The organism is Paenibacillus sp. FSL M7-0656, assembly GCF_038003225.1.
Classification (GTDB): Bacteria; Bacillota; Bacilli; order Paenibacillales; family Paenibacillaceae; genus Paenibacillus; species Paenibacillus amylolyticus.
In genome coordinates this window covers 5387225-5406446 of sequence record NZ_JBBOOT010000001.1, presented here as the reverse complement: position 1 = coordinate 5406446, position 19222 = coordinate 5387225, and the positions used below count along the sequence as shown (strand labels likewise).

Annotated in this window: 12 protein-coding genes, 15 tRNA genes and 2 rRNA genes; 2 read left to right on the top strand and 27 right to left on the bottom strand. The window is 46.8% G+C overall.

What is annotated here, in order from left to right; genetic code table 11:
- Positions 1–110: 110 nt before the first annotated feature.
- From MHI01_RS23790 to MHI01_RS23770, 5 genes are read right to left on the bottom strand one after another with little or no spacing between them, the layout of a single operon-like run.
- On the bottom strand, positions 111–818 hold the full coding sequence (locus tag MHI01_RS23790; protein WP_017692315.1) for a PspA/IM30 family protein: 708 nt from the start codon (positions 816–818) through the stop codon (positions 111–113).
- Position 819: 1 nt separating this feature from the next.
- Positions 820–1329, bottom strand: a complete 510-nt coding sequence (locus MHI01_RS23785) for a PspC domain-containing protein (protein ID WP_017692314.1) — start codon at positions 1327–1329, stop codon at positions 820–822.
- Between the two features lie 17 nt (positions 1330–1346).
- Complete coding sequence (locus MHI01_RS23780; RefSeq protein ID WP_017692313.1) at positions 1347–1580, bottom strand: PspC domain-containing protein; 234 nt, start codon at positions 1578–1580, stop codon at positions 1347–1349.
- A gap of 5 nt (positions 1581–1585) precedes the next feature.
- Positions 1586–2257, bottom strand: coding sequence for a PspA/IM30 family protein (locus MHI01_RS23775; RefSeq protein ID WP_017692312.1), 672 nt, complete (start codon positions 2255–2257; stop codon positions 1586–1588).
- A 35-nt stretch (positions 2258–2292) separates the two neighbouring features.
- Positions 2293–2601, bottom strand: a complete 309-nt coding sequence (locus tag MHI01_RS23770) for a LiaF transmembrane domain-containing protein (RefSeq protein ID WP_017692311.1) — start codon at positions 2599–2601, stop codon at positions 2293–2295.
- A 557-nt stretch (positions 2602–3158) separates the two neighbouring features.
- Between MHI01_RS23770 and MHI01_RS23765 the strand changes: the two genes are divergently transcribed.
- The gene (locus MHI01_RS23765) at positions 3159–5552 is read left to right on the top strand and encodes a helix-turn-helix domain-containing protein (protein ID WP_340984257.1); all 2394 of its coding nucleotides are present in this window, start codon (positions 3159–3161) and stop codon (positions 5550–5552) included.
- Positions 5553–5781: 229 nt separating this feature from the next.
- On the opposite strand, the gene MHI01_RS23760 is transcribed toward MHI01_RS23765, so the two are convergent.
- From MHI01_RS23760 to MHI01_RS23670, 19 genes are all read right to left on the bottom strand, one after another.
- Positions 5782–6708, bottom strand: coding sequence for a class I SAM-dependent methyltransferase (locus tag MHI01_RS23760; protein WP_340984256.1), 927 nt, complete (start codon positions 6706–6708; stop codon positions 5782–5784).
- 183 nt (positions 6709–6891) lie between these two features.
- A tRNA-Leu gene (locus tag MHI01_RS23755) sits at positions 6892–6970 on the bottom strand.
- Positions 6971–6976: 6 nt separating this feature from the next.
- Positions 6977–7050: transfer RNA gene (locus MHI01_RS23750), tRNA-Cys, on the bottom strand.
- Between the two features lie 6 nt (positions 7051–7056).
- A tRNA-Gly gene (locus tag MHI01_RS23745) sits at positions 7057–7131 on the bottom strand.
- A 4-nt stretch (positions 7132–7135) separates the two neighbouring features.
- Positions 7136–7210 (bottom strand) — tRNA-Gln (locus MHI01_RS23740).
- Between the two features lie 22 nt (positions 7211–7232).
- Positions 7233–7305, bottom strand: a tRNA-His gene (locus tag MHI01_RS23735).
- Positions 7306–7334: 29 nt separating this feature from the next.
- A tRNA-Trp gene (locus MHI01_RS23730) sits at positions 7335–7408 on the bottom strand.
- A 6-nt stretch (positions 7409–7414) separates the two neighbouring features.
- Positions 7415–7500 (bottom strand) — tRNA-Tyr (locus MHI01_RS23725).
- A gap of 9 nt (positions 7501–7509) precedes the next feature.
- A tRNA-Thr gene (locus MHI01_RS23720) sits at positions 7510–7585 on the bottom strand.
- A 20-nt stretch (positions 7586–7605) separates the two neighbouring features.
- A tRNA-Phe gene (locus MHI01_RS23715) sits at positions 7606–7681 on the bottom strand.
- Positions 7682–7776: 95 nt separating this feature from the next.
- Positions 7777–7854, bottom strand: a tRNA-Asp gene (locus MHI01_RS23710).
- Positions 7855–7881: 27 nt separating this feature from the next.
- Positions 7882–7955, bottom strand: a tRNA-Met gene (locus tag MHI01_RS23705).
- 17 nt (positions 7956–7972) lie between these two features.
- Positions 7973–8048 (bottom strand) — tRNA-Val (locus tag MHI01_RS23700).
- A 67-nt stretch (positions 8049–8115) separates the two neighbouring features.
- A tRNA-Glu gene (locus MHI01_RS23695) sits at positions 8116–8187 on the bottom strand.
- 9 nt (positions 8188–8196) lie between these two features.
- Positions 8197–8288, bottom strand: a tRNA-Ser gene (locus MHI01_RS23690).
- Between the two features lie 3 nt (positions 8289–8291).
- A tRNA-Asn gene (locus tag MHI01_RS23685) sits at positions 8292–8367 on the bottom strand.
- Positions 8368–8433: 66 nt separating this feature from the next.
- Positions 8434–11359: ribosomal RNA gene (locus MHI01_RS23680) — 23S ribosomal RNA — on the bottom strand.
- A gap of 313 nt (positions 11360–11672) precedes the next feature.
- Positions 11673–13225: ribosomal RNA gene (locus MHI01_RS23675) — 16S ribosomal RNA — on the bottom strand.
- The 16S and 23S rRNA genes sit together here with 15 tRNA genes alongside, the layout of an rRNA operon.
- A 458-nt stretch (positions 13226–13683) precedes the next feature.
- Positions 13684–14562, bottom strand: coding sequence for a nucleotidyltransferase-like protein (locus MHI01_RS23670; protein ID WP_036607052.1), 879 nt, complete (start codon positions 14560–14562; stop codon positions 13684–13686).
- Positions 14563–14684: 122 nt separating this feature from the next.
- Here MHI01_RS23670 and MHI01_RS23665 point away from each other — a divergent pair, with 122 nt between their 5' ends.
- The gene (locus tag MHI01_RS23665; protein WP_036607050.1) at positions 14685–15065 is read left to right on the top strand and encodes a DUF2614 family zinc ribbon-containing protein; all 381 of its coding nucleotides are present in this window, start codon (positions 14685–14687) and stop codon (positions 15063–15065) included.
- Between the two features lie 263 nt (positions 15066–15328).
- On the opposite strand, the gene MHI01_RS23660 is transcribed toward MHI01_RS23665, so the two are convergent.
- From MHI01_RS23660 to MHI01_RS23650, 3 genes are all read right to left on the bottom strand, one after another.
- Positions 15329–17059 carry a glycosyl hydrolase family 18 protein gene (locus tag MHI01_RS23660; protein ID WP_036667993.1) on the bottom strand — a complete coding sequence of 577 codons (1731 nt, stop codon included), beginning with the start codon at positions 17057–17059 and terminating at the stop codon, positions 15329–15331.
- Positions 17060–17199: 140 nt separating this feature from the next.
- Positions 17200–17622 carry a peroxide-responsive transcriptional repressor PerR gene (perR, locus tag MHI01_RS23655; RefSeq protein ID WP_026081471.1) on the bottom strand — a complete coding sequence of 141 codons (423 nt, stop codon included), beginning with the start codon at positions 17620–17622 and terminating at the stop codon, positions 17200–17202.
- Positions 17623–17789: 167 nt separating this feature from the next.
- The gene (locus MHI01_RS23650; RefSeq protein ID WP_340984255.1) at positions 17790–19199 is read right to left on the bottom strand and encodes a DUF4097 family beta strand repeat-containing protein; all 1410 of its coding nucleotides are present in this window, start codon (positions 19197–19199) and stop codon (positions 17790–17792) included.
- Positions 19200–19222: the final 23 nt, after the last annotated feature.

Sequence of the window (19222 nt, the reverse complement as noted above, 5' to 3'; positions counted from 1 at the left end):
AACGGAAAAGCCATATCAGGCAATGAAGTCCTGTATGGCTTAACTTTTGTTCTACCAACCGTACATTATACACGATTTATAGAATATCATATTGTCCACTAAGCGAACAGTTATTCTTTTGAAGTTCCGTTCGCTTCATTCTTGGAACCATTGCCCATTTTATTTTTGAGGGCTTGTAATTGCTGATCCACTTTGAATTGTTTTTCCACATCTACAGGATTCGTATACGTGGATGATGTGTTGCGATAAGGTGCACGAGCTACGTCAGCCTCAGCTTCCAGTTGCATGATTTTCTCTTCCATGCGGTGGAATCCAAGTGATGCGCCGCCACTTTCGATCGAATGCAAGCTGTTGATGGAAGACATTTGTTTTTTAGCTTTTGCCATTTGTGCACGGGATACAAGTTCATTACGTTTGTTACGCATTTTGTAGAACTCATCTTTCATATCATGCAACTGTTGCAACAGATCTTTTGCTTGTGCTTCGGACTGTGCATGCAGTTCGCTGTACTCCGTAATTTTTTGATCAAAGTAGATTTTCTCTTCCAACAATTTGCGTGCCACTTCTTCCTGACCGTTAGACAGAGCAGCTTCTGCTTGGGACTCACGTTGTACCGAAGTACGCTCCGCTTCATCCAAACGTTGTTTCATGCGGCGCTCATTTGCCATTTGTTTAGCAACAGTTACCTCTGCCTCATGAATCTCAGCCTCCATATCACGCAAGTACTGGTTCAACATTACAATCGGGTCCTCTACTTTATCCAACATATCATTTACCGATGCTTTCGTCATATCCTTAATCCGTTTAAATACTCCCATTTTACTTTTCTCCCTTCTCGTAACGAGATAATTTTTGGCGAAGCTCTTCAACTTCTTTTTTCAGTGCTTTTTTCTCGATATCTTTCATCATGGAATCAAGTTCACTTTCTTGCGGTGCTCCTGCTCCGTAGGCGTTGTTGTCATAAGAACGGGGACCAGATTGAGGTCTGCCGTTGAATCCAGGGCCGGGACCGAAGTTACCAGGACCTTGTTGGTTGTGATTATTTTGAAAAGGACCTCTTGGTGGCTGATGATCATAGTTGTCGTATCCTCTGCCAGGACCAGGGCCTTGGCCCGGACCATAGCCATATGGATCATAAGGCGGATACGGTTCTTTTGGTACCACCAGTGCTGCAATAAAGTATATTAACAACGACGTGCCGCCAGTTACGAAGATACTGATAACAAAGATGATACGCAGCAGGGTGGAATCCATTCCGATGGTTTCGGAAATTCCGCCGCACAAGCCGGTTAACATCCGGTCACGCGTTGAGCGGTATAATTTGCTCATGTGCTTGCTCCTTTCGTTTACTTGTATCCTCTTACGTTGGAATCATAAGCATATGGATCAACGTGATTGGATTCCTTTGGTACCACCAATGCAGCGATGAAGTAGATCAACAATGATGTACCTCCCGTAGCGAAAATACTGATGAAGAAAATGATACGTAGCAGCGTGGTACTCAATCCGAGATTTTCAGAAATGCCACCGATCAAACCTGTTAGCATTCGATTACGCGCCGAGCGGTATAATTTACTCATTGTGACTACTCCTTTCTGTCATTGTTCAATTTTTGTCTTAAGCGTTCCAGTTCCTTATCCAACGTAGAGGATGACATGCTGCCAGTCACTCCTGAACCATCTTGATTCATCCGCCGGATATCGCGGAGACTTTGTGCTTCATATTCGAGATCAGAGACTTGATCATCCAGTCGGTTAAACATACGGGGTACATTCTGACCGTTGTGATTGCCTCTCTGGTTCATACGTTGCTGTAACTGAATCGTCTGCATACGAGCGTAGTAATATTGACGTTTGCTGTATACATTCTGATATTCAACCTTCAGCTGGTCGATCTGTTCATCCAACTCCTGTAATGCCGCATAACTTTGTGCATACAATTCATTGTACTGTTCCATTTTTTCCTCGTGGAGTATTTTCTCCTGCAAGGCCAGCTTAGCGAGATGTTCTTCCCCTGCTTTCAGAGCCATGGAAGCCTGTTCTTCCCGTTTGTTCACCATACCTGCTGCCTGATCGGCTTGTTGTTTCATTTGTCTGGTATGGCTTGCGTATTGATGACGAAGTTTCTCGGCTTCACCGATGTCTTGGCGGGTCGAGACCAGGAACTGGTCAATCAGTTTGACTGGATCCTGACTTTGCTCCAAATGTTCGTTCAGATTGGCTACGGTAATATCCCGCATTCGACGAAATACACTCATTATGTTCTGTCCCTCCTTTTCATAATCGTGAAAGCTTAGTACCGACCACGACGACTGCGGTTATTGCTTAGCATTGAGATACCAAAGATGATTAACCCGATCGCGATGATCGGTCCGATCAACCATGCCAGTTTACCCATCAGTGAGATGATACCGATGATGAGAACAATCCAGCCCAGCATCACATTCCCTCGTTTAACTCCGTAGTATCCCAGTGCAATCATCAGGACCGGAATCAGATAACCCATTAAGTGTCCAAGAAGTGGAGTTAACTTTCCGAAGAGGAGTAGTGCACCCAGCGCAATCAATACAATCGCCCAGCCATTTCCCTTATTCAATCTCATAATTGTTGTTCACCGCCCTTTCCATTCGTTCCTTTTAATGTGTTGAGTCATTTGTTCGTTTGTTTCTTGTTTTTTTGTTTCCGTGTTTCTTGTTTAACCTTATGTCCTTATTCTAGGGGATTCCGCGACTTTTCAAAACAGACCGTGGACGGTTTTTCATCCTAGACTCAGGTCGGGGATCTAGTTGGACCTTTGACTGTCCCTATATAAGACCAACGTTCTACCTAAGCTGAATAGCACTCCAAGATACCTTCTATTACCCGTATACAGGCTCTACTTCACCCAATATCACCAGGTAGAGAGAATGATGTCCATGTCTCTATTTACGTTCACACTGCAATTTCGTTTCTCATGATTCCGTTTAGGATAGTCAGTCCAAGCCGTTTCTCTAGCCTTTTCTGCAAGATCATCTATCAGCAATCCCTTATACCTGCTCCTATACCTCTCACAAAATTACTTATTTATCCAAATAAACAAAATTTAGATTGTTCTATATGTAAGCGTTTACTAAAATAGAAAGTGTTACTATTTCTAATGTCAGGGGTGGAACTGAAACTGTGCGACCAACCAGCTATCTCCATAAAATGATCATCTTCGGAATCCTGTTAAGCACCCTGCCCATTTTGTTAACGGGAATTGCCGCATTTATCTATTCATCAAACCAAACAGAGCTGCATCGTACGCTGGCCAACAGACAGTTGCTGGAACAAATGCAATCCAACGTTGAGCACAAACTCGCTACAGTTAGTTATATGCTTGATCAGGCCGTTCGCTCTCCAGTAACCCTTCGTTCCCTGTCTGCTTCTTCTTCACTAGAAGGGAAAGGACCTTTGCTTGCCGACAAGCTACAGAGCGAATTTCAGAATATGAGGTCATGGGAACCTTTGCTGGATATTACTCTGGTGAATCAATCTCAGAATTGGCTTATTGATCATGCAGGATTATATCGTAATACGGATTTTCCACTGGCTCTTCCCATGAAGGAATTGATATCGGATACGTTAACTTCTGGATGGCAGCTCTCCCCTTCATCGGTGTTCAGCAATGATGAGCGTTCACCCGGTACAGGTTGTATTTATCATATTGCCCTTGCGAGATCTATTCCGAATCTGAATACGTCTTCCGATGCTGCCCTGATTGCAGGAATCCCTGCATGCTCTTTGCAAAATACAATAGGAGAAGTCTCCTTAGGCAATGCTGCCTCAGGACTGATCATTTTGAATCGGGAACAACGTATCTTGGTCCATCCCGATCCTGTATACATTGGACAACCGTTGTCTGCCATTGGATTACAGGATCGGGATACGGAAGCCAACATAACCAAACTATCACCCATCACATTTTCAACAGGCTTTGAAAAACGGGAAGTTAAGATCGCCGATACACATTATTCTCTGACGTATAGCCCTTCTACCTTAAAAGGATGGACTTATGTTCTAATCTCACCTACCAATATTCTGACACAAGAATATATCGATATCGGATTACACACCTTGTATATCAGTATCTTCTTACTTTTACTCTCATTATTACTCGCCTGGCTCGGCTCCAAGCGAATGCATGTCCCGATTCGTAAACTTTTAACCCAACTTGGTGACAACCATCTGTCCAAAGAAGGAAACACATTAGCTCAGCAATCACCACCATTTTCTGATGAGTTCGAACAGATCAGAGCAGGGGTCTCACAATTATCTGCCTCTCGCTCCCAATTAGAGAACACACTTAATGTGCATCTATTGCAGATTCGCAATCATTTTATGATGAATCTGTTCCAGGGTAAGATCCCTGTTCATACTCTTCATGACACCCTGAATGAATATGGCTACACGCATCAGGTTCGGGAATGGCAACAAATTGCTGTTATTACACTACAGGCCGATCTTGTTAATCATACAAAATATAGAGCTAGTGATCGTGACCTCTTATTATTTGCTATTCAAAATATATTGGAGGAAACCGTTGTGCATAACCAACAATTGCTTCCCATTGTGCTGGAACATACAGTAGTCACGGTGATTGGCACCGTGGAACAGGATCAGTTTATTTTTTCACAGCAGCTATATGTATTAACAGACCAGTTACAACAACAGATGGATAAGATTCTGGCTCTTCAAGTCAGTATAGGATTCAGCCAGCCGCACAGCTCTCTACATCACATCCCTCAAGCTTACACAGAAGCCATGGAAGCACTGAGGCATCGGATGAAGCTGGGATCAGGCATTATTTTTCAATATGAGGACATAGATCATTACGCTCCCACTTGGTCCATGACCTACCCGGAATCATTGGAATATTCGTTGATCCAAGCTATTCAAAATGCGGACGAAGTCCAGGCCTCTGCTCTTCTGCAACAACTGCTTGAAGTGATCTTTGGTATGGAGGTTACACCGGAGGAGTATGAGGTGGCTCTTACGAGGCTACTCACGCATATTTTGCAAATGACTCAGGAATCCGGCATACGACTCGGACAGATCTCCCAAGGTCGTGGTTCGATGTTTCATGAACTTCATGCTTTGCAGTACGCTGCTGAAGTTGAGGATTGGTTTAACCATCAAGTCATCTTGCCCGTCATCCAGGTTTTTAAAGCAAGACAGTATGCCCAGTATCAGCATATATCTGAGAAAATGATTGCCATGATTCATCAAGATTATGATAAGGATCTGACGCTTGAGGAATGTGCCTTGAAGCTTCACTACAATGCCAACTACTTAAGTAGTGTTTTCCGCAAAGAGACAGGCTGTGCATTTAGTGAATATCTGACCAAGTACCGATTTAATATCGCTAAAAAATGGCTGGACGAAAGTGATCTAACCGTTAAAGATATCGCAGCACGACTTCGGTACAACAATCCGCAAAACTTTATCCGATCATTCCGTAAATGGGAAGGAATCACCCCCGGCCAGTATCGGGAACGTAAGCAGAAAGCAGAAGTATCGAACATCTCTAAATAAACGAGGGTCTGGTTCAAAGCGGTTGATGAATTAGTGGCTTAAAAAAGAGGGAGCACATAACCGGCTCCCTTAAATTACAACTTTACTTCTACAAGCTTAACTTCATATGTTTCAACCGTTCATCTTTTGGCACAGCGTTGTGATGCTTCCTAGTGTCATCTTAGACGTTAGACTACATTGTCTCCGTCTCAATTCCTGATTATCATTACACGTGCCACGCTTATGTGATTTATCGCTTATCCTTAGTGCGAACTGTTTTCATATTGGGCTGTTCAAGTTGAATTAGAATTTTACCAAATCTTCCTCCACGTGAGAAGGTCACCGTACTATCCTTGTACGTATCCCTAATGTACTTCTCAGCCAGTCTGAGAGAATCTTCATCCGATGGTAACTCATACGTATTAAGCCATTCTGGCAGCTGCTCGATAATCTCTTCCACCGGTACTTCAAATGAATTAACTTCTCTCGTAATAATCATCGTATAAGAATAACCCCTCAAATACAGCAACTGTTGGATATACCCCATATCACCGGCCTTGTATGAAGAAGTTACCCCCAGTACATCCTTAAGTTCATCCATTAGTGTGTGTTCCTTCTGTCCCGCCATAGTACTTATATACACATACTTCCGGGCACAATTGATCGCTTGCTCAATCGTTTCCCAATCCGACATCGCTGGACACATGGATGCAAATGCAAAGTCATATTTCTTCTCCCAGCCTTTATCCTGAATAGAGATTTCCTCATATCGTTCGTTTACGATTTCGATTTTGGATTCCAGAGCTGGAGGTATCGTCTCTTTCATAAGGGAGACAAGCAACTCAGAAGGCTCAACTGCCGTCACACTTGCCCCCTTTTCCGCAAAAGGAATGGTAAATATGCCTGAGGCTGCTCCAATGTCCAAAATGGATAATCCTATGAATTCCACACCCTGGTTTTCAATCCAGCCCATAATGCGTTCAGAACGCTGCTTTCCTTCTTCAGTGAACGACTGTGCATGATAATCCCTGGCCCATCGCTCAAATGCTTCTTCTGTATTAGAGGGGACGCTTTTCTTCTTATATTTTGAACTTCTCGGACGATTCTTCCATGCCTCTTCCCATACAGAAAGATCAAATAACAGATCGGTATCCGATACATTTTTTCCATTAGTCACTCTACTTCACTCCTTCACATTAAAGACTTTACTTATCTACAATATACTGAATATAATCATACGTCAATCTTTATTAACATCCATCTTCTCTTACTCTAGATTTTCTTACTGCACATAAATCGTTTCATATAAAATAAAAATAGCCCTACACATTGCATAAGCAACATGTAGGGTTATTCAATATACCGGCGAGAGGACTCGAACCTCCACGGTTTCCCACTCGATTTTGAGTCGAGCGCGTCTGCCATTCCGCCACGCCGGCATATGCTGGAGGCGCCACCCAGATTCGAACTGGGGATAAAGCTTTTGCAGAGCTGTGCCTTACCACTTGGCTATGGCGCCATATTTTGGAGCGGACGACGGGAATCGAACCCGCGACCCTCGCCTTGGCAAGGCGATGCTCTACCGCTGAGCCACGTCCGCATAATGGCTGGGGATATAGGATTTGAACCTATGCATGACGGAGTCAAAGTCCGTTGCCTTACCGCTTGGCTAATCCCCAATAAAAAATAAAAAAACAAAGGGGCGATCGAGGGGAATTGAACCCCCGAATGCCGGATCCACAAACCGGTGCGTTAACCACTTCGCCACGACCGCCATAAAAGGTTAATTTCTAAAAAGTTAATTGGCAGGGGCAGCAGGAATTGAACCCACACCAACGGTTTTGGAGACCGTTGTTCTACCTTTAAACTATGCCCCTAAAAACTGGTGGAGGATGATGGATTCGAACCACCGAACCCGTACGGGAGCAGATTTACAGTCTGATGCGTTTGGCCACTTCGCTAATCCTCCAGGATTACATGGTGCCGGCGAGAGGACTTGAACCCCCAACCTACTGATTACAAGTCAGTTGCTCTACCAGTTGAGCTACACCGGCATATTAAATTATTTTAAAAATGGTGGCTCGGGACGGAATCGAACCGCCGACACGAGGATTTTCAGTCCTCTGCTCTACCGACTGAGCTACCGAGCCATAATAAAGTCTAATCTTAATTCCTTACACTTTATATAGGGCATCAGTGCCATACAGCAGATGTAGTGAACAGTTTGCCTCATGTAAAGATTAAATGGCGGAACCGACGGGATTCGAACCCGCGATCTCCTGCGTGACAGGCAGGCATGTTAGGCCAACTACACCACGGTTCCAGATCACTTTCTCAAAGGAAAGTATAATTGCGGGGGCAGGATTTGAACCTGCGGCCTTCGGGTTATGAGCCCGACGAGCTACCGGGCTGCTCCACCCCGCGTCGTTATAAAGTTTATATGGTGGAGGCTGAGGGGATCGAACCCCCGACCCTCTGCTTGTAAGGCAGATGCTCTCCCAGCTGAGCTAAGCCTCCGAACAACACATTTATGATCATACCATAATCTTGTTGTAAAAATCAACTTCTTTTTTTGAAGTTATTATGACCCGTAGGGGATTCGAACCCCTGTTACCTCCGTGAAAGGGAGGTGTCTTAACCCCTTGACCAACGGGCCTTAATATTATGGCGGAGAGAGAGGGATTCGAACCCTCGAGACGCTTGTGACGCCTACACGATTTCCAATCGTGCTCCTTCGGCCAGCTCGGACACCTCTCCATATGGCTCCCCGAACAGGGCTCGAACCTGTGACAACTCGATTAACAGTCGAGTGCTCTACCAACTGAGCTATCAGGGAATATGCTTCAGAGATCGTTCTCTGAAAACTAGATTCGAAACGAAACACGCGAATGACAACTTGCTATTGGATAAGCCCTCGACCGATTAGTACTGGTCAGCTCCATGCATTGCTGCACTTCCACCCCCAGCCTATCTACCTCGTCGTCTTCAAGGGGTCTTACATACTGGGAAATCTCATCTTGAGGGGGGCTTCACGCTTAGATGCTTTCAGCGTTTATCCCGTCCGTACATAGCTACCCAGCGGTGCTCCTGGCGGAACAACTGGTACACCAGCGGTACGTCCATCCCGGTCCTCTCGTACTAAGGACAGCTCCTCTCAAATTTCCTACGCCCACGACAGATAGGGACCGAACTGTCTCACGACGTTCTGAACCCAGCTCGCGTACCGCTTTAATGGGCGAACAGCCCAACCCTTGGGACCTACTTCAGCCCCAGGATGCGATGAGCCGACATCGAGGTGCCAAACCTCCCCGTCGATGTGGACTCTTGGGGGAGATAAGCCTGTTATCCCCAGGGTAGCTTTTATCCGTTGAGCGATGGCCCTTCCATGCGGTACCACCGGATCACTAAGCCCGACTTTCGTCCCTGCTCGACTTGTAGGTCTCGCAGTCAAGCTCCCTTATGCCTTTGCACTCTTCGAATGATTTCCAACCATTCTGAGGGAACCTTTGGGCGCCTCCGTTACTCTTTAGGAGGCGACCGCCCCAGTCAAACTGCCCACCTGACACTGTCCCCGCACCGGATTACGGTACCAGGTTAGAACCTAGATACGATCAGGGTGGTATCCCAACGTTGCCTCCACGCAAGCTGGCGCTCACGTTTCAAAGGCTCCCACCTATCCTGTACAGATCGTACCCAAATTCAATATCAAGCTGCAGTAAAGCTCCATGGGGTCTTTCCGTCTTGTCGCGGGTAACCTGCATCTTCACAGGTATTAAAATTTCACCGGATCTCTCGTTGAGACAGCGCCCAAGTCGTTACGCCATTCGTGCGGGTCAGAATTTACCTGACAAGGAATTTCGCTACCTTAGGACCGTTATAGTTACGGCCGCCGTTTACTGGGGCTTCGGTTCACAGCTTCGGATTGCTCCTAACCACTCCCCTTAACCTTCCAGCACCGGGCAGGCGTCAGCCCGTATACTTCGCCTTACGGCTTCGCACAGACCTGTGTTTTTGCTAAACAGTCGCTTGGGCCTTTTCACTGCGGCCCCCTCGTGCTATTCACACTACCGGGGCACCCCTTCTCCCGAAGTTACGGGGTCATTTTGCCGAGTTCCTTAACGAGAGTTCTTCCGCGCGCCTTAGAATACTCTTCTCGCCTACCTGTGTCGGTTTGCGGTACGGGCACCATCACCTGGCTAGAGGCTTTTCTTGGCAGTGTGAGATCATGACCTTCGCTACTATAATTTTCGCTCCCCATCACAGCTCAGCCTTACAATGTGCGGATTTGCCTACACATCAGCCTTACTGCTTAGACGGACATCCATCAGTCCGCGTCACTACCCTACTGCGTCCCCCCATTGCTCATAACGGCTTACGGTGGTACAGGAATTTCGACCTGTTGTCCTTCGACTACGCCTTTCGGCCTCGCCTTAGGTCCCGACTTACCCTGAGCGGACGAGCCTTCCTCAGGAACCCTTAGGCTTTCGGCGGATCAGATTCTCACTGATCTTTTCGTTACTCATACCGGCATTCTCACTTGTATAATGTCCAGCGCTCCTTACGGTACACCTTCAACCCTTATACAACGCTCCCCTACCCCTGATGCAAAGCATCAAGCCATAGCTTCGGTGGTGTGTTTAGCCCCGTTACATTTTCGGCGCAGAGTCACTCGACCAGTGAGCTATTACGCACTCTTTCAATGATGGCTGCTTCTAAGCCAACATCCTGGTTGTCTGTGCAACTCCACATCCTTTCCCACTTAACACACACTTGGGGACCTTAGCTGATGGTCTGGGCTGTTTCCCTTTTGACAATGGATCTTAGCACTCACTGTCTGACTCCCGGAAGTAAGTCTATGGCATTCGGAGTTTGACTGAGCTTGGTAACCCTTGCGGGCCCCGCACCCAATCAGTGCTCTACCTCCACGACTCTGTTTTCCGAGGCTAGCCCTAAAGCTATTTCGGGGAGAACCAGCTATCTCCGAGTTCGATTGGAATTTCTCCGCTACCCCCACCTCATCCCCGCATTTTTCAACATGCGTGGGTTCGGGCCTCCAGTGCGTGTTACCGCACCTTCACCCTGGACAGGGGTAGATCACCCGGTTTCGGGTCTACGTCCACGTACTAAGTCGCCCTATTCAGACTCGCTTTCGCTGCGGCTCCGGCTCTTCACCTTAACCTTGCACGGGAACGTAACTCGCCGGTTCATTCTACAAAAGGCACGCCATCACCCCTAAAACGGGCTCTGACTTTTTGTAAGCACACGGTTTCAGGTTCTATTTCACTCCCCTTCCGGGGTGCTTTTCACCTTTCCCTCACGGTACTGCTTCACTATCGGTCGCTAGGAAGTATTTAGCCTTGGCAGATGGTCCTGCCGGATTCATACGGGGTTTCACGTGCCCCGCACTACTCGGGATCCGTCTCGGAGGGAACAGACTTTCAACTACAGGGCTTTTACCTTCTTTGGCGGGCCTTTCCAGACCTCTTCGCTTAACCGGTTCCTTTGTAACTCCATGTGAGACGTCCCACAACCCCAAAGAGCAAGCTCTCTGGTTTGGGCTTCTCCGCGTTCGCTCGCCGCTACTGACGGAATCACTATTGTTTTCTCTTCCTCAGGGTACTTAGATGTTTCAGTTCCCCTGGTATGCCTCTGCATAACCTATGTATTCAGTTATGAGTAACTGGAAATTACCCCAGCTGGGTTTCCCCATTCGGACACCCCCGGATCAAAGCTTGCTTACAGCTCCCCGAGGCAGTTTCGTTGTTCGCCACGTCCTTCATCGGCTCCTAGCGCCTAGGCATCCTCCGTGTGCTCTTAGTAGCTTAACCATTTTGTTCCGGTTTCGGTCGCTCGCTTCCCTTGTTTTGCTTGCGCAAAGCCAAAAGTCGCTCTCACCCGATACCATCACAAAAGCAATTTAACTACCTTTATACACTTGACTTGTTTGCACAAGTTCAGCTTAAAGGAATGTTCTAATTCGCGTTTGTTTCGTTTCGATATCTAGTTTTCAAAGAACAAGCTCCATGCAAAAGCAAGCTGTTTTGAGAGTTTGAGCTCTCAAAACCGAACAACGAGTGAGTAGTTTGTGCAGATCTAGTCTGCTATTTGAATGTTTCCGTTGCAGGAAACGATTCTCCATAGAAAGGAGGTGATCCAGCCGCACCTTCCGATACGGCTACCTTGTTACGACTTCACCCCAATCATCTATCCCACCTTCGGCGGCTGGCTCCTTGCGGTTACCCCACCGACTTCGGGTGTTATAAACTCTCGTGGTGTGACGGGCGGTGTGTACAAGACCCGGGAACGTATTCACCGCGGCATGCTGATCCGCGATTACTAGCAATTCCGACTTCATGCAGGCGAGTTGCAGCCTGCAATCCGAACTGAGACCGGCTTTGTTGGGATTGGCTCCATCTCGCGATTTCGCAGCCCGTTGTACCGGCCATTGTAGTACGTGTGTAGCCCAGGTCATAAGGGGCATGATGATTTGACGTCATCCCCACCTTCCTCCGGTTTGTCACCGGCAGTCTATCTAGAGTGCCCACCCGAAGTGCTGGCAACTAAATATAAGGGTTGCGCTCGTTGCGGGACTTAACCCAACATCTCACGACACGAGCTGACGACAACCATGCACCACCTGTCTCCTCTGTCCCGAAGGAAAGATACATCTCTGCATCGATCAGAGGGATGTCAAGACCTGGTAAGGTTCTTCGCGTTGCTTCGAATTAAACCACATACTCCACTGCTTGTGCGGGTCCCCGTCAATTCCTTTGAGTTTCAGTCTTGCGACCGTACTCCCCAGGCGGAGTGCTTAATGTGTTAACTTCGGCACCAAGGGTATCGAAACCCCTAACACCTAGCACTCATCGTTTACGGCGTGGACTACCAGGGTATCTAATCCTGTTTGCTCCCCACGCTTTCGCGCCTCAGCGTCAGTTACAGCCCAGAGAGTCGCCTTCGCCACTGGTGTTCCTCCACATATCTACGCATTTCACCGCTACACGTGGAATTCCACTCTCCTCTTCTGCACTCAAGTCACCCAGTTTCCAGTGCGATCCGGGGTTGAGCCCCGGGATTAAACACCAGACTTAAATGACCGCCTGCGCGCGCTTTACGCCCAATAATTCCGGACAACGCTTGCCCCCTACGTATTACCGCGGCTGCTGGCACGTAGTTAGCCGGGGCTTTCTTCTCAGGTACCGTCACCTTGAGAGCAGTTACTCTCCCAAGCGTTCTTCCCTGGCAACAGAGCTTTACGATCCGAAAACCTTCATCACTCACGCGGCATTGCTCCGTCAGGCTTTCGCCCATTGCGGAAGATTCCCTACTGCTGCCTCCCGTAGGAGTCTGGGCCGTGTCTCAGTCCCAGTGTGGCCGATCACCCTCTCAGGTCGGCTACGCATCGTCGCCTTGGTGAGCCGTTACCTCACCAACTAGCTAATGCGCCGCAGGCCCATCCCCAAGTGACAGATTGCTCCGTCTTTCCAGTTTCCTTCAGGCGAAGAAAACAACTATTCGGTATTAGCTACCGTTTCCGGTAGTTGTCCCAAACTTGAGGGCAGGTTGCCTACGTGTTACTCACCCGTCCGCCGCTAACCATCAGAGAAGCAAGCTTCTCTTCAAGTCCGCTCGACTTGCATGTATTAGGCATGCCGCCAGCGTTCGTCCTGAGCCAGGATCAAACTCTCCAATAAAGTATTGAAAAGAGCGATAAGCTCATTTTGAATCTGACGAGATTAAAAATCTCATTTGTGCTCCAGCCGATTCAAGCCAAGGCTTGTTTCAAACTTTCGCGTTCATTCTGCAAGCAGAATGTTTACTCACTCGTTGTTCAGTTTTCAAAGATCAAACACGATTTGTTTCACTTCTTTTTCGTCTTAACCAAGTTTCGGCGGCGACTTAAATAATGTAACACATTTTGTTTGTTTTCGTCAAGAACTTTTTTCAATTTCTTTTTTTGAAGCTTTAGTTCTTCACTTTTCCTCTGAAGAATTTATCGTTTGTTGGCGATAATCTCGTTTGAGGAACGAAATATAATGTATCATATATCGTGAATGAGAGTCAACATCTTTTTATAAATTATTAAACAAACAAAAAAGGAAGGTTTCCCCTCCCTTATGTGATCAATATAATGTCAGGCCTCTGGAGAAGGTTATGCCTCAATCCAATACCGAATCTCCCGGCCCTCTCCTCCGATCGATGGCCACCCTGCCGATTCTTTTACAATAGAACGAAAGACCAGCTTACGTATTACCAAAGGCAGATCTTCTCGAACAAATCTTAACTGCGGATGATGAACAAGTTCATTCATGCTCCAAGGCTCCTTGCGACTTCTTAACACACGCAGCAGCAGTTCTGAGCATTCACTCATTTTGGACATTACGGAAAACTCACAGGCAAGCAGGACAAGCTCTACTCGCTGCTCCAGCGTCTCCGAGCTTACGGTAAGCTCTTGATATAGTTTCCATAAAGCGCGATCCAGATTCTGCACATGTGTCCAGACAGCATGATCCGGATATATCCCCTGTTCAATCAATACAATTCTTGCCCAGTTCCCCAGAGCCTCTAATACATTGTAGTAGGCGTCTACAACATGACCTTCCTGAATATGACGTTTGGCCTCCACATACATTCTCAAGAAACTGGTGAATTCATGAAGTAGCTTCTGCTCACGCAATTCTGCCCCAAAGGTAGACAGTTCTTCTCGCAAATCACTTAAGGCGCTGTCCGCTTCCCAGATAATCTCACCTTCAATCAGACACTGGGTGAGATTATTATGATTCCCGGTTACTACACTACTCTTTAATTCATGACGGCTCGCATAGATCATCTGATAACGAAGATCACCATATCTGTAATGTCCCACCGCCGACTTCAATTGATCATCATTATGAACAACAAGTACTAATAATTCGAAATCTTGAATTAGGGAGCCGTGGAATCGCTCTCCCGGGTGGGAATAAGCGATAGCCCCAACTGCCCCTGTCTCTTCCGACTGTTCGGACAAAAAAGCAAGGTTCTTTAATTCCACGATTCCCTCCATACATTTCATGGCAGATAAGCGCCAAGTCAGTTATAATGTAATTCTACATCCAGACTGAAGTTTCCTTCTTTTCCAGGTCCAATACTACTCATACGATAGGAGCATTTTTCATGATTTTTAAATCAGCAAAAATTAATGCTTTTCGCACTTGGGGATTACTACTGACCATGCTAGGTATGGGCCTAATGATACTGGGAACAGCCGGGATTGTTTTCTGGGGACATGCAGGCAAGGTATTCGCAGCTGTAGGACTCGTCATCGGACTGATTGCCATGATGGCCAGTCTAGCCATTTATTTCTGGGCGGGTATGCTCTCCACCAGTGCAGTACAAGTCGACTGTCCGGAATGCGGGAAGTTAACCAAAATGCTTGGCAAAACGGATCGTTGTATGTTCTGTCATACCATCCTCACCCTGGACCCTAATAAGGCCAACATGACCAGTCAACAACTGAAATCGCCTTCTACACAAGCTCCCCCCACCGATGGTTAGCACAAAATGGTCTCCAACCGCTAAATGTCTTTTACCTTAATTTCATTGAAGAACAAAAAAAGGCCCGGTATGTTTACCGGACCTTTTTGGACTTGGCTTATAAGTGAACCCTTATTGCTGTTATCAATAGCTAAAATATGAAGTTAAGTTATAAGTTCTACGACCAATAAAACGGTAGACTGCACGTATGATGTTACCCAAGGAGAAACTTTGAGCTTAGCGAAAATAAATCAAAGCAATCAGACACTCTGAGTTCGAGTAAATTATTTCTGGTAACCAGCCTGCTTTAATACCTCCCATGCAGAGGCATTAGCAAAACTCCGATTCCATGCTGCTACTCCGCCCAGCTTCAACGAAGCAATCAAATCCACCCGCGCCTGAAGGGACACGGCATCTTCGATCCATATTTTCTTGGTAGCTCCGTCTTCCTTATATTCAACATAGTTTTGTCCACTTGCCTGATCCAGTTCGGGTTTGAGTTTCTTCTCTTGGATCAGCTCCACAATGGCATTCATGCCCACCGCTTTGGAAGACACTTTAACCTCCCCCTGATCATTCGTCTCTTCCGTCCATATCCGGGTATAGAGCGGAACCGCCATGATCAACTTGTTAGAAGGGACTTCATCCTCCTCAAGTATGCGTCTCATGGAAGCCTCGGTCCAAGGCAGAGACGCTACCGAACCTGCCTTAGGACTGGCTGCCCAATGTTCATCATAAGCCATCACAATAACATAGTCTGCAAAAGAACCTAATGCACGGCGATCCAGAAAGGCAGACCACATCTCACTGTTTGATTTTGGTGTTACATCGATTGATAACATCAATCCATGTATACGTGCCATCGCCTTGATCTCGCGCACAAACTGCGTAATATTCGGCCCGTCATCTGTATACACGTTCTCAAAGTCGATGTTGATACCATCCAGTTGATACGTCTGTGCATACTCCAACATCTGCTCAATAATATGAGTGCGTGTCTCGTAAGAAGCTACAGCTTCTTTTGTAACGTCCGGATCAAAGCTGTTATCCATGAGTCCCCATACTTCCATACCCGAACGGTGAGCCCAGTTCACATAAGCTTGGTTTCCCTTGCTTTTCACAGTGCCCTGTCCATCCGTAATATGAAACCATGTGGGGCTGACCACATTCACACCGGGCATTTTACCGATAGAGCCCACATCAGGCTGACGATTGTACACGGCTTCCCAAACCAGATTTACCGGTTTATTCTGCCACTTCTTCTCTGCTGCAGTCAGCGTATACTTGGGCAAGTCCACCTTCTTTTTCTCTGTGAGGACAATATAATCATTATCTACATATCCGGCATATCCATTATCGAGTTGAACAAAACTCTGTTTATCACCCGTCTGCCAAACACGTACCCGTGCATCCTTTTCCATGTCGGCAATGATTGGTGAGGATTCTCCCCCACGTTTATATAACGGCACCGTTTTGTCGGCTTTGGATGATAACGTATCAATCTCTGCATACTGTATCATGTCTCCACCACGCATCAGCAGCACAGCACCTGTTACTGAATCTTCCTGTACGGTTATGCCATATACTTCTTTCAAAGGTTTGAGCGGAATATAGGCTTCTCCGTCCTTAACCTCAGGCTTAACTGTCATAGGATAATCTTTGTGATTAAGTTCTGCTTGTGTGCTTCCATCTTTCATATGAAGGACTCGCTGAGGAGACGCAATAATGATATCTCCCGATTCTGATTCATAACGTATGCCTGCATCAATCGCTTCTTGCAGCACATCTACAGGCAACTTGAGTTGATCTCCTGTACCCAGAGCGTCTCCATCCATCAGTTGCCCATCCACAAAAATAGGCTGGCTTCTTCCTACCCAGTCGGGGTCTTCATGGGTCTGGTTCAACCATACATTTGTTATAAGCCAGTAAGCCCCCCCGGCGATCAGACAAGCCCCGAGAAAACCGGGCCAAAATGAACGTCGCTTCTGACGTGTATATCTGCTTTTTCTACCCAAACGTCTACCTCCGTTAATTATGCTGATCATAAGGATGTGCGCATAAGTTGTTATAAAGATGAGCATTTTGCATAAATGCTAAAAAAAAACGTGAAGAATCCATACTGAATTCTGCACGTTAATATTGTAATTCAACTCTCTTAATCCCTGCAACTTTTGCAAACGCCATATACTTCCAATCGGTGACCGTGTACTTCGAATCCTGTACTAGACTCCGCCTGAAGCTCTACACTTTTGAGTGAAGGATAGCTGAAGTCTTCAATCTTGCCGCATTGATCACAGATAACATGATAATGATCCGTCACATTGGCATCGAAGCGACTTGAATTATCTCCGTATGTCAATTCCCGGACCATGCCAGCTTCCAGAAACATCTTCAAATTATTATATACCGTTGCCACGCTCATACTGGGAAATTGGGGTTCAAGGGCTCGGTAAATTTCATCGGCTGTCGGATGCCCCATGGATTCCATCAGATAGTTCAATATGGCATGACGCTGGGGTGTAATACGGACACCGGTCGTTTTCAGATGCTCCAACGCATGTTGGACACGTGTTGCCATAAAACCCACCGCCTTACCTTTCATTCTCTGGTGAAGAGTAAGTTACTGTCTCCTCGCTCAGAGTTGATTCCCGGCCATTAAGAACGACAATCCATCTTTCATGCCGTGTAATCTTGCCAGTGTACATTTATTGTACGGCGATTACAAGTTTATTGTCAACGCGGCAGTCAAGGAACCTCTGTAGAATCCTCCTGGGAATTTGGTCCGCCCTCGGTAGTCTGTTCCAGATTCTCAGCCGTATCTCCAGAATCAGGTGTAACTGTTTCAGGCGTAGATACAGCCGGGTTACTCTGAATGGTGAGATCACTGTTGCCTTCAATTTTCACCCTGTACTCGCCCTCACCGAGCTGGCCTTCTATGGTTTTATTCTGTACTTTGAACGGCAGATCCGTACTTAGATCTCCATAACTGCTGGAACCCGCAAGACTGTAGTCTCCACGATCAGGAAGTAATACGTTAATGGCTCCCACCGCACTGTACACATCCCAGTCCCCTCCGACTTTGGTAGATACGATGTTAATACTGCCATTAAGTGATTGGGCTTTGATTCCCAGATTGGCTCCATCCAGCGTAATATTGCCGTTGCGTGTCTCTGCGATGAATTCACCAACGGAGTCCGCAATACTGATACTTCCCACTTGTGTAGCAAGATCTACATCGCCGGAAATACCGCGAGCCTTCATATCTCCACGGTTACTGTCCAGATCGACATTACCAATGGCGTTGGCTACAATGACATCCCCGTTCAACGTTTTCCCGGAGATATCTCCAACAGCATTGGTAATCCGGATACGTCCGTTACCCGTTTCAGCCAGTATGGTACTAATGGCTTCCGGACGGTTTAATAATATGGCTCCATTGGAAGTTCGAATATCCAGATTAAAACGACGATCATCCGGGATCGTAATGGTAAGATTCATCCGTGGCTGCGTTTTTTCATTGTCTCCATACGTCTTGCCTGTAGCTTTGATATAAATCACTTTTGTACCATCGGCCTCTACAAAAGAGGCTGCTGCAACGGCCTTTGCCTGTACTTCCGTCGTCTGATCTACCCAGATCACCGTCCGTACTTCAATCTCATCCGTATCTCCGCGTTGTACCGAGATATCTCCGTTAACACCTTCGACCACCAGATCTGACGTATCCATGCGAACAGGTACACGAATCGTGCCCTTATCCTCCATATATCCTGCCGCTTGACTATAGTCCATGGATGCCGCTCCGAGATTTAGACTCACTCTATTCCATAAGTGCATGTAGTGATCCTGCTCGGTGACGATAAATACGGAAGCTGCCAAAATCAGTGAGGTTAGAATGCCTTTGGCATCGGGTCTGAAGCGTACTTTGATTTGCTCATCAGGATTGCTCGGGTTATCCGATTGCACCTTGTTTCTTCTGCGTGTCCACAGGAACAGCACAATATATTCAACACCCAAAACAACGAGCAAAAATGGCCACCAGTCCACCATCTCATATACGTAGTCAGTTCCCCACCGTTTATCCAAAATCAACAGCACACCGACCGCTATGATTAAGGCGGCAGCCGTATAGCGGCCAACCCGGACTTTACGGTTCATCACGTTCCCTCCTTGTATCGTTT

Coding starts and splice junctions, on each gene's coding strand:
- MHI01_RS23790 (WP_017692315.1), bottom strand. CDS start 818: ATGGGAGTATTTAAACGGATTAAGGATATGACGAAAGCATCGGTAAAT.
- MHI01_RS23665 (WP_036607050.1), top strand. CDS start 14,685: ATGATTTTTAAATCAGCAAAAATTAATGCTTTTCGCACTTGGGGATTA.
- MHI01_RS23780 (WP_017692313.1), bottom strand. CDS start 1,580: ATGAGTAAATTATACCGCTCGGCGCGTAATCGAATGCTAACAGGTTTG.
- MHI01_RS23785 (WP_017692314.1), bottom strand. CDS start 1,329: ATGAGCAAATTATACCGCTCAACGCGTGACCGGATGTTAACCGGCTTG.
- MHI01_RS23770 (WP_017692311.1), bottom strand. CDS start 2,601: ATGAGATTGAATAAGGGAAATGGCTGGGCGATTGTATTGATTGCGCTG.
- perR (WP_026081471.1), bottom strand. CDS start 17,622: ATGGCAACACGTGTCCAACATGCGTTGGAGCATCTGAAAACGACCGGT.
- MHI01_RS23650 (WP_340984255.1), bottom strand. CDS start 19,199: ATGAACCGTAAAGTCCGGGTTGGCCGCTATACGGCTGCCGCCTTAATC.
- MHI01_RS23775 (WP_017692312.1), bottom strand. CDS start 2,257: ATGAGTGTATTTCGTCGAATGCGGGATATTACCGTAGCCAATCTGAAC.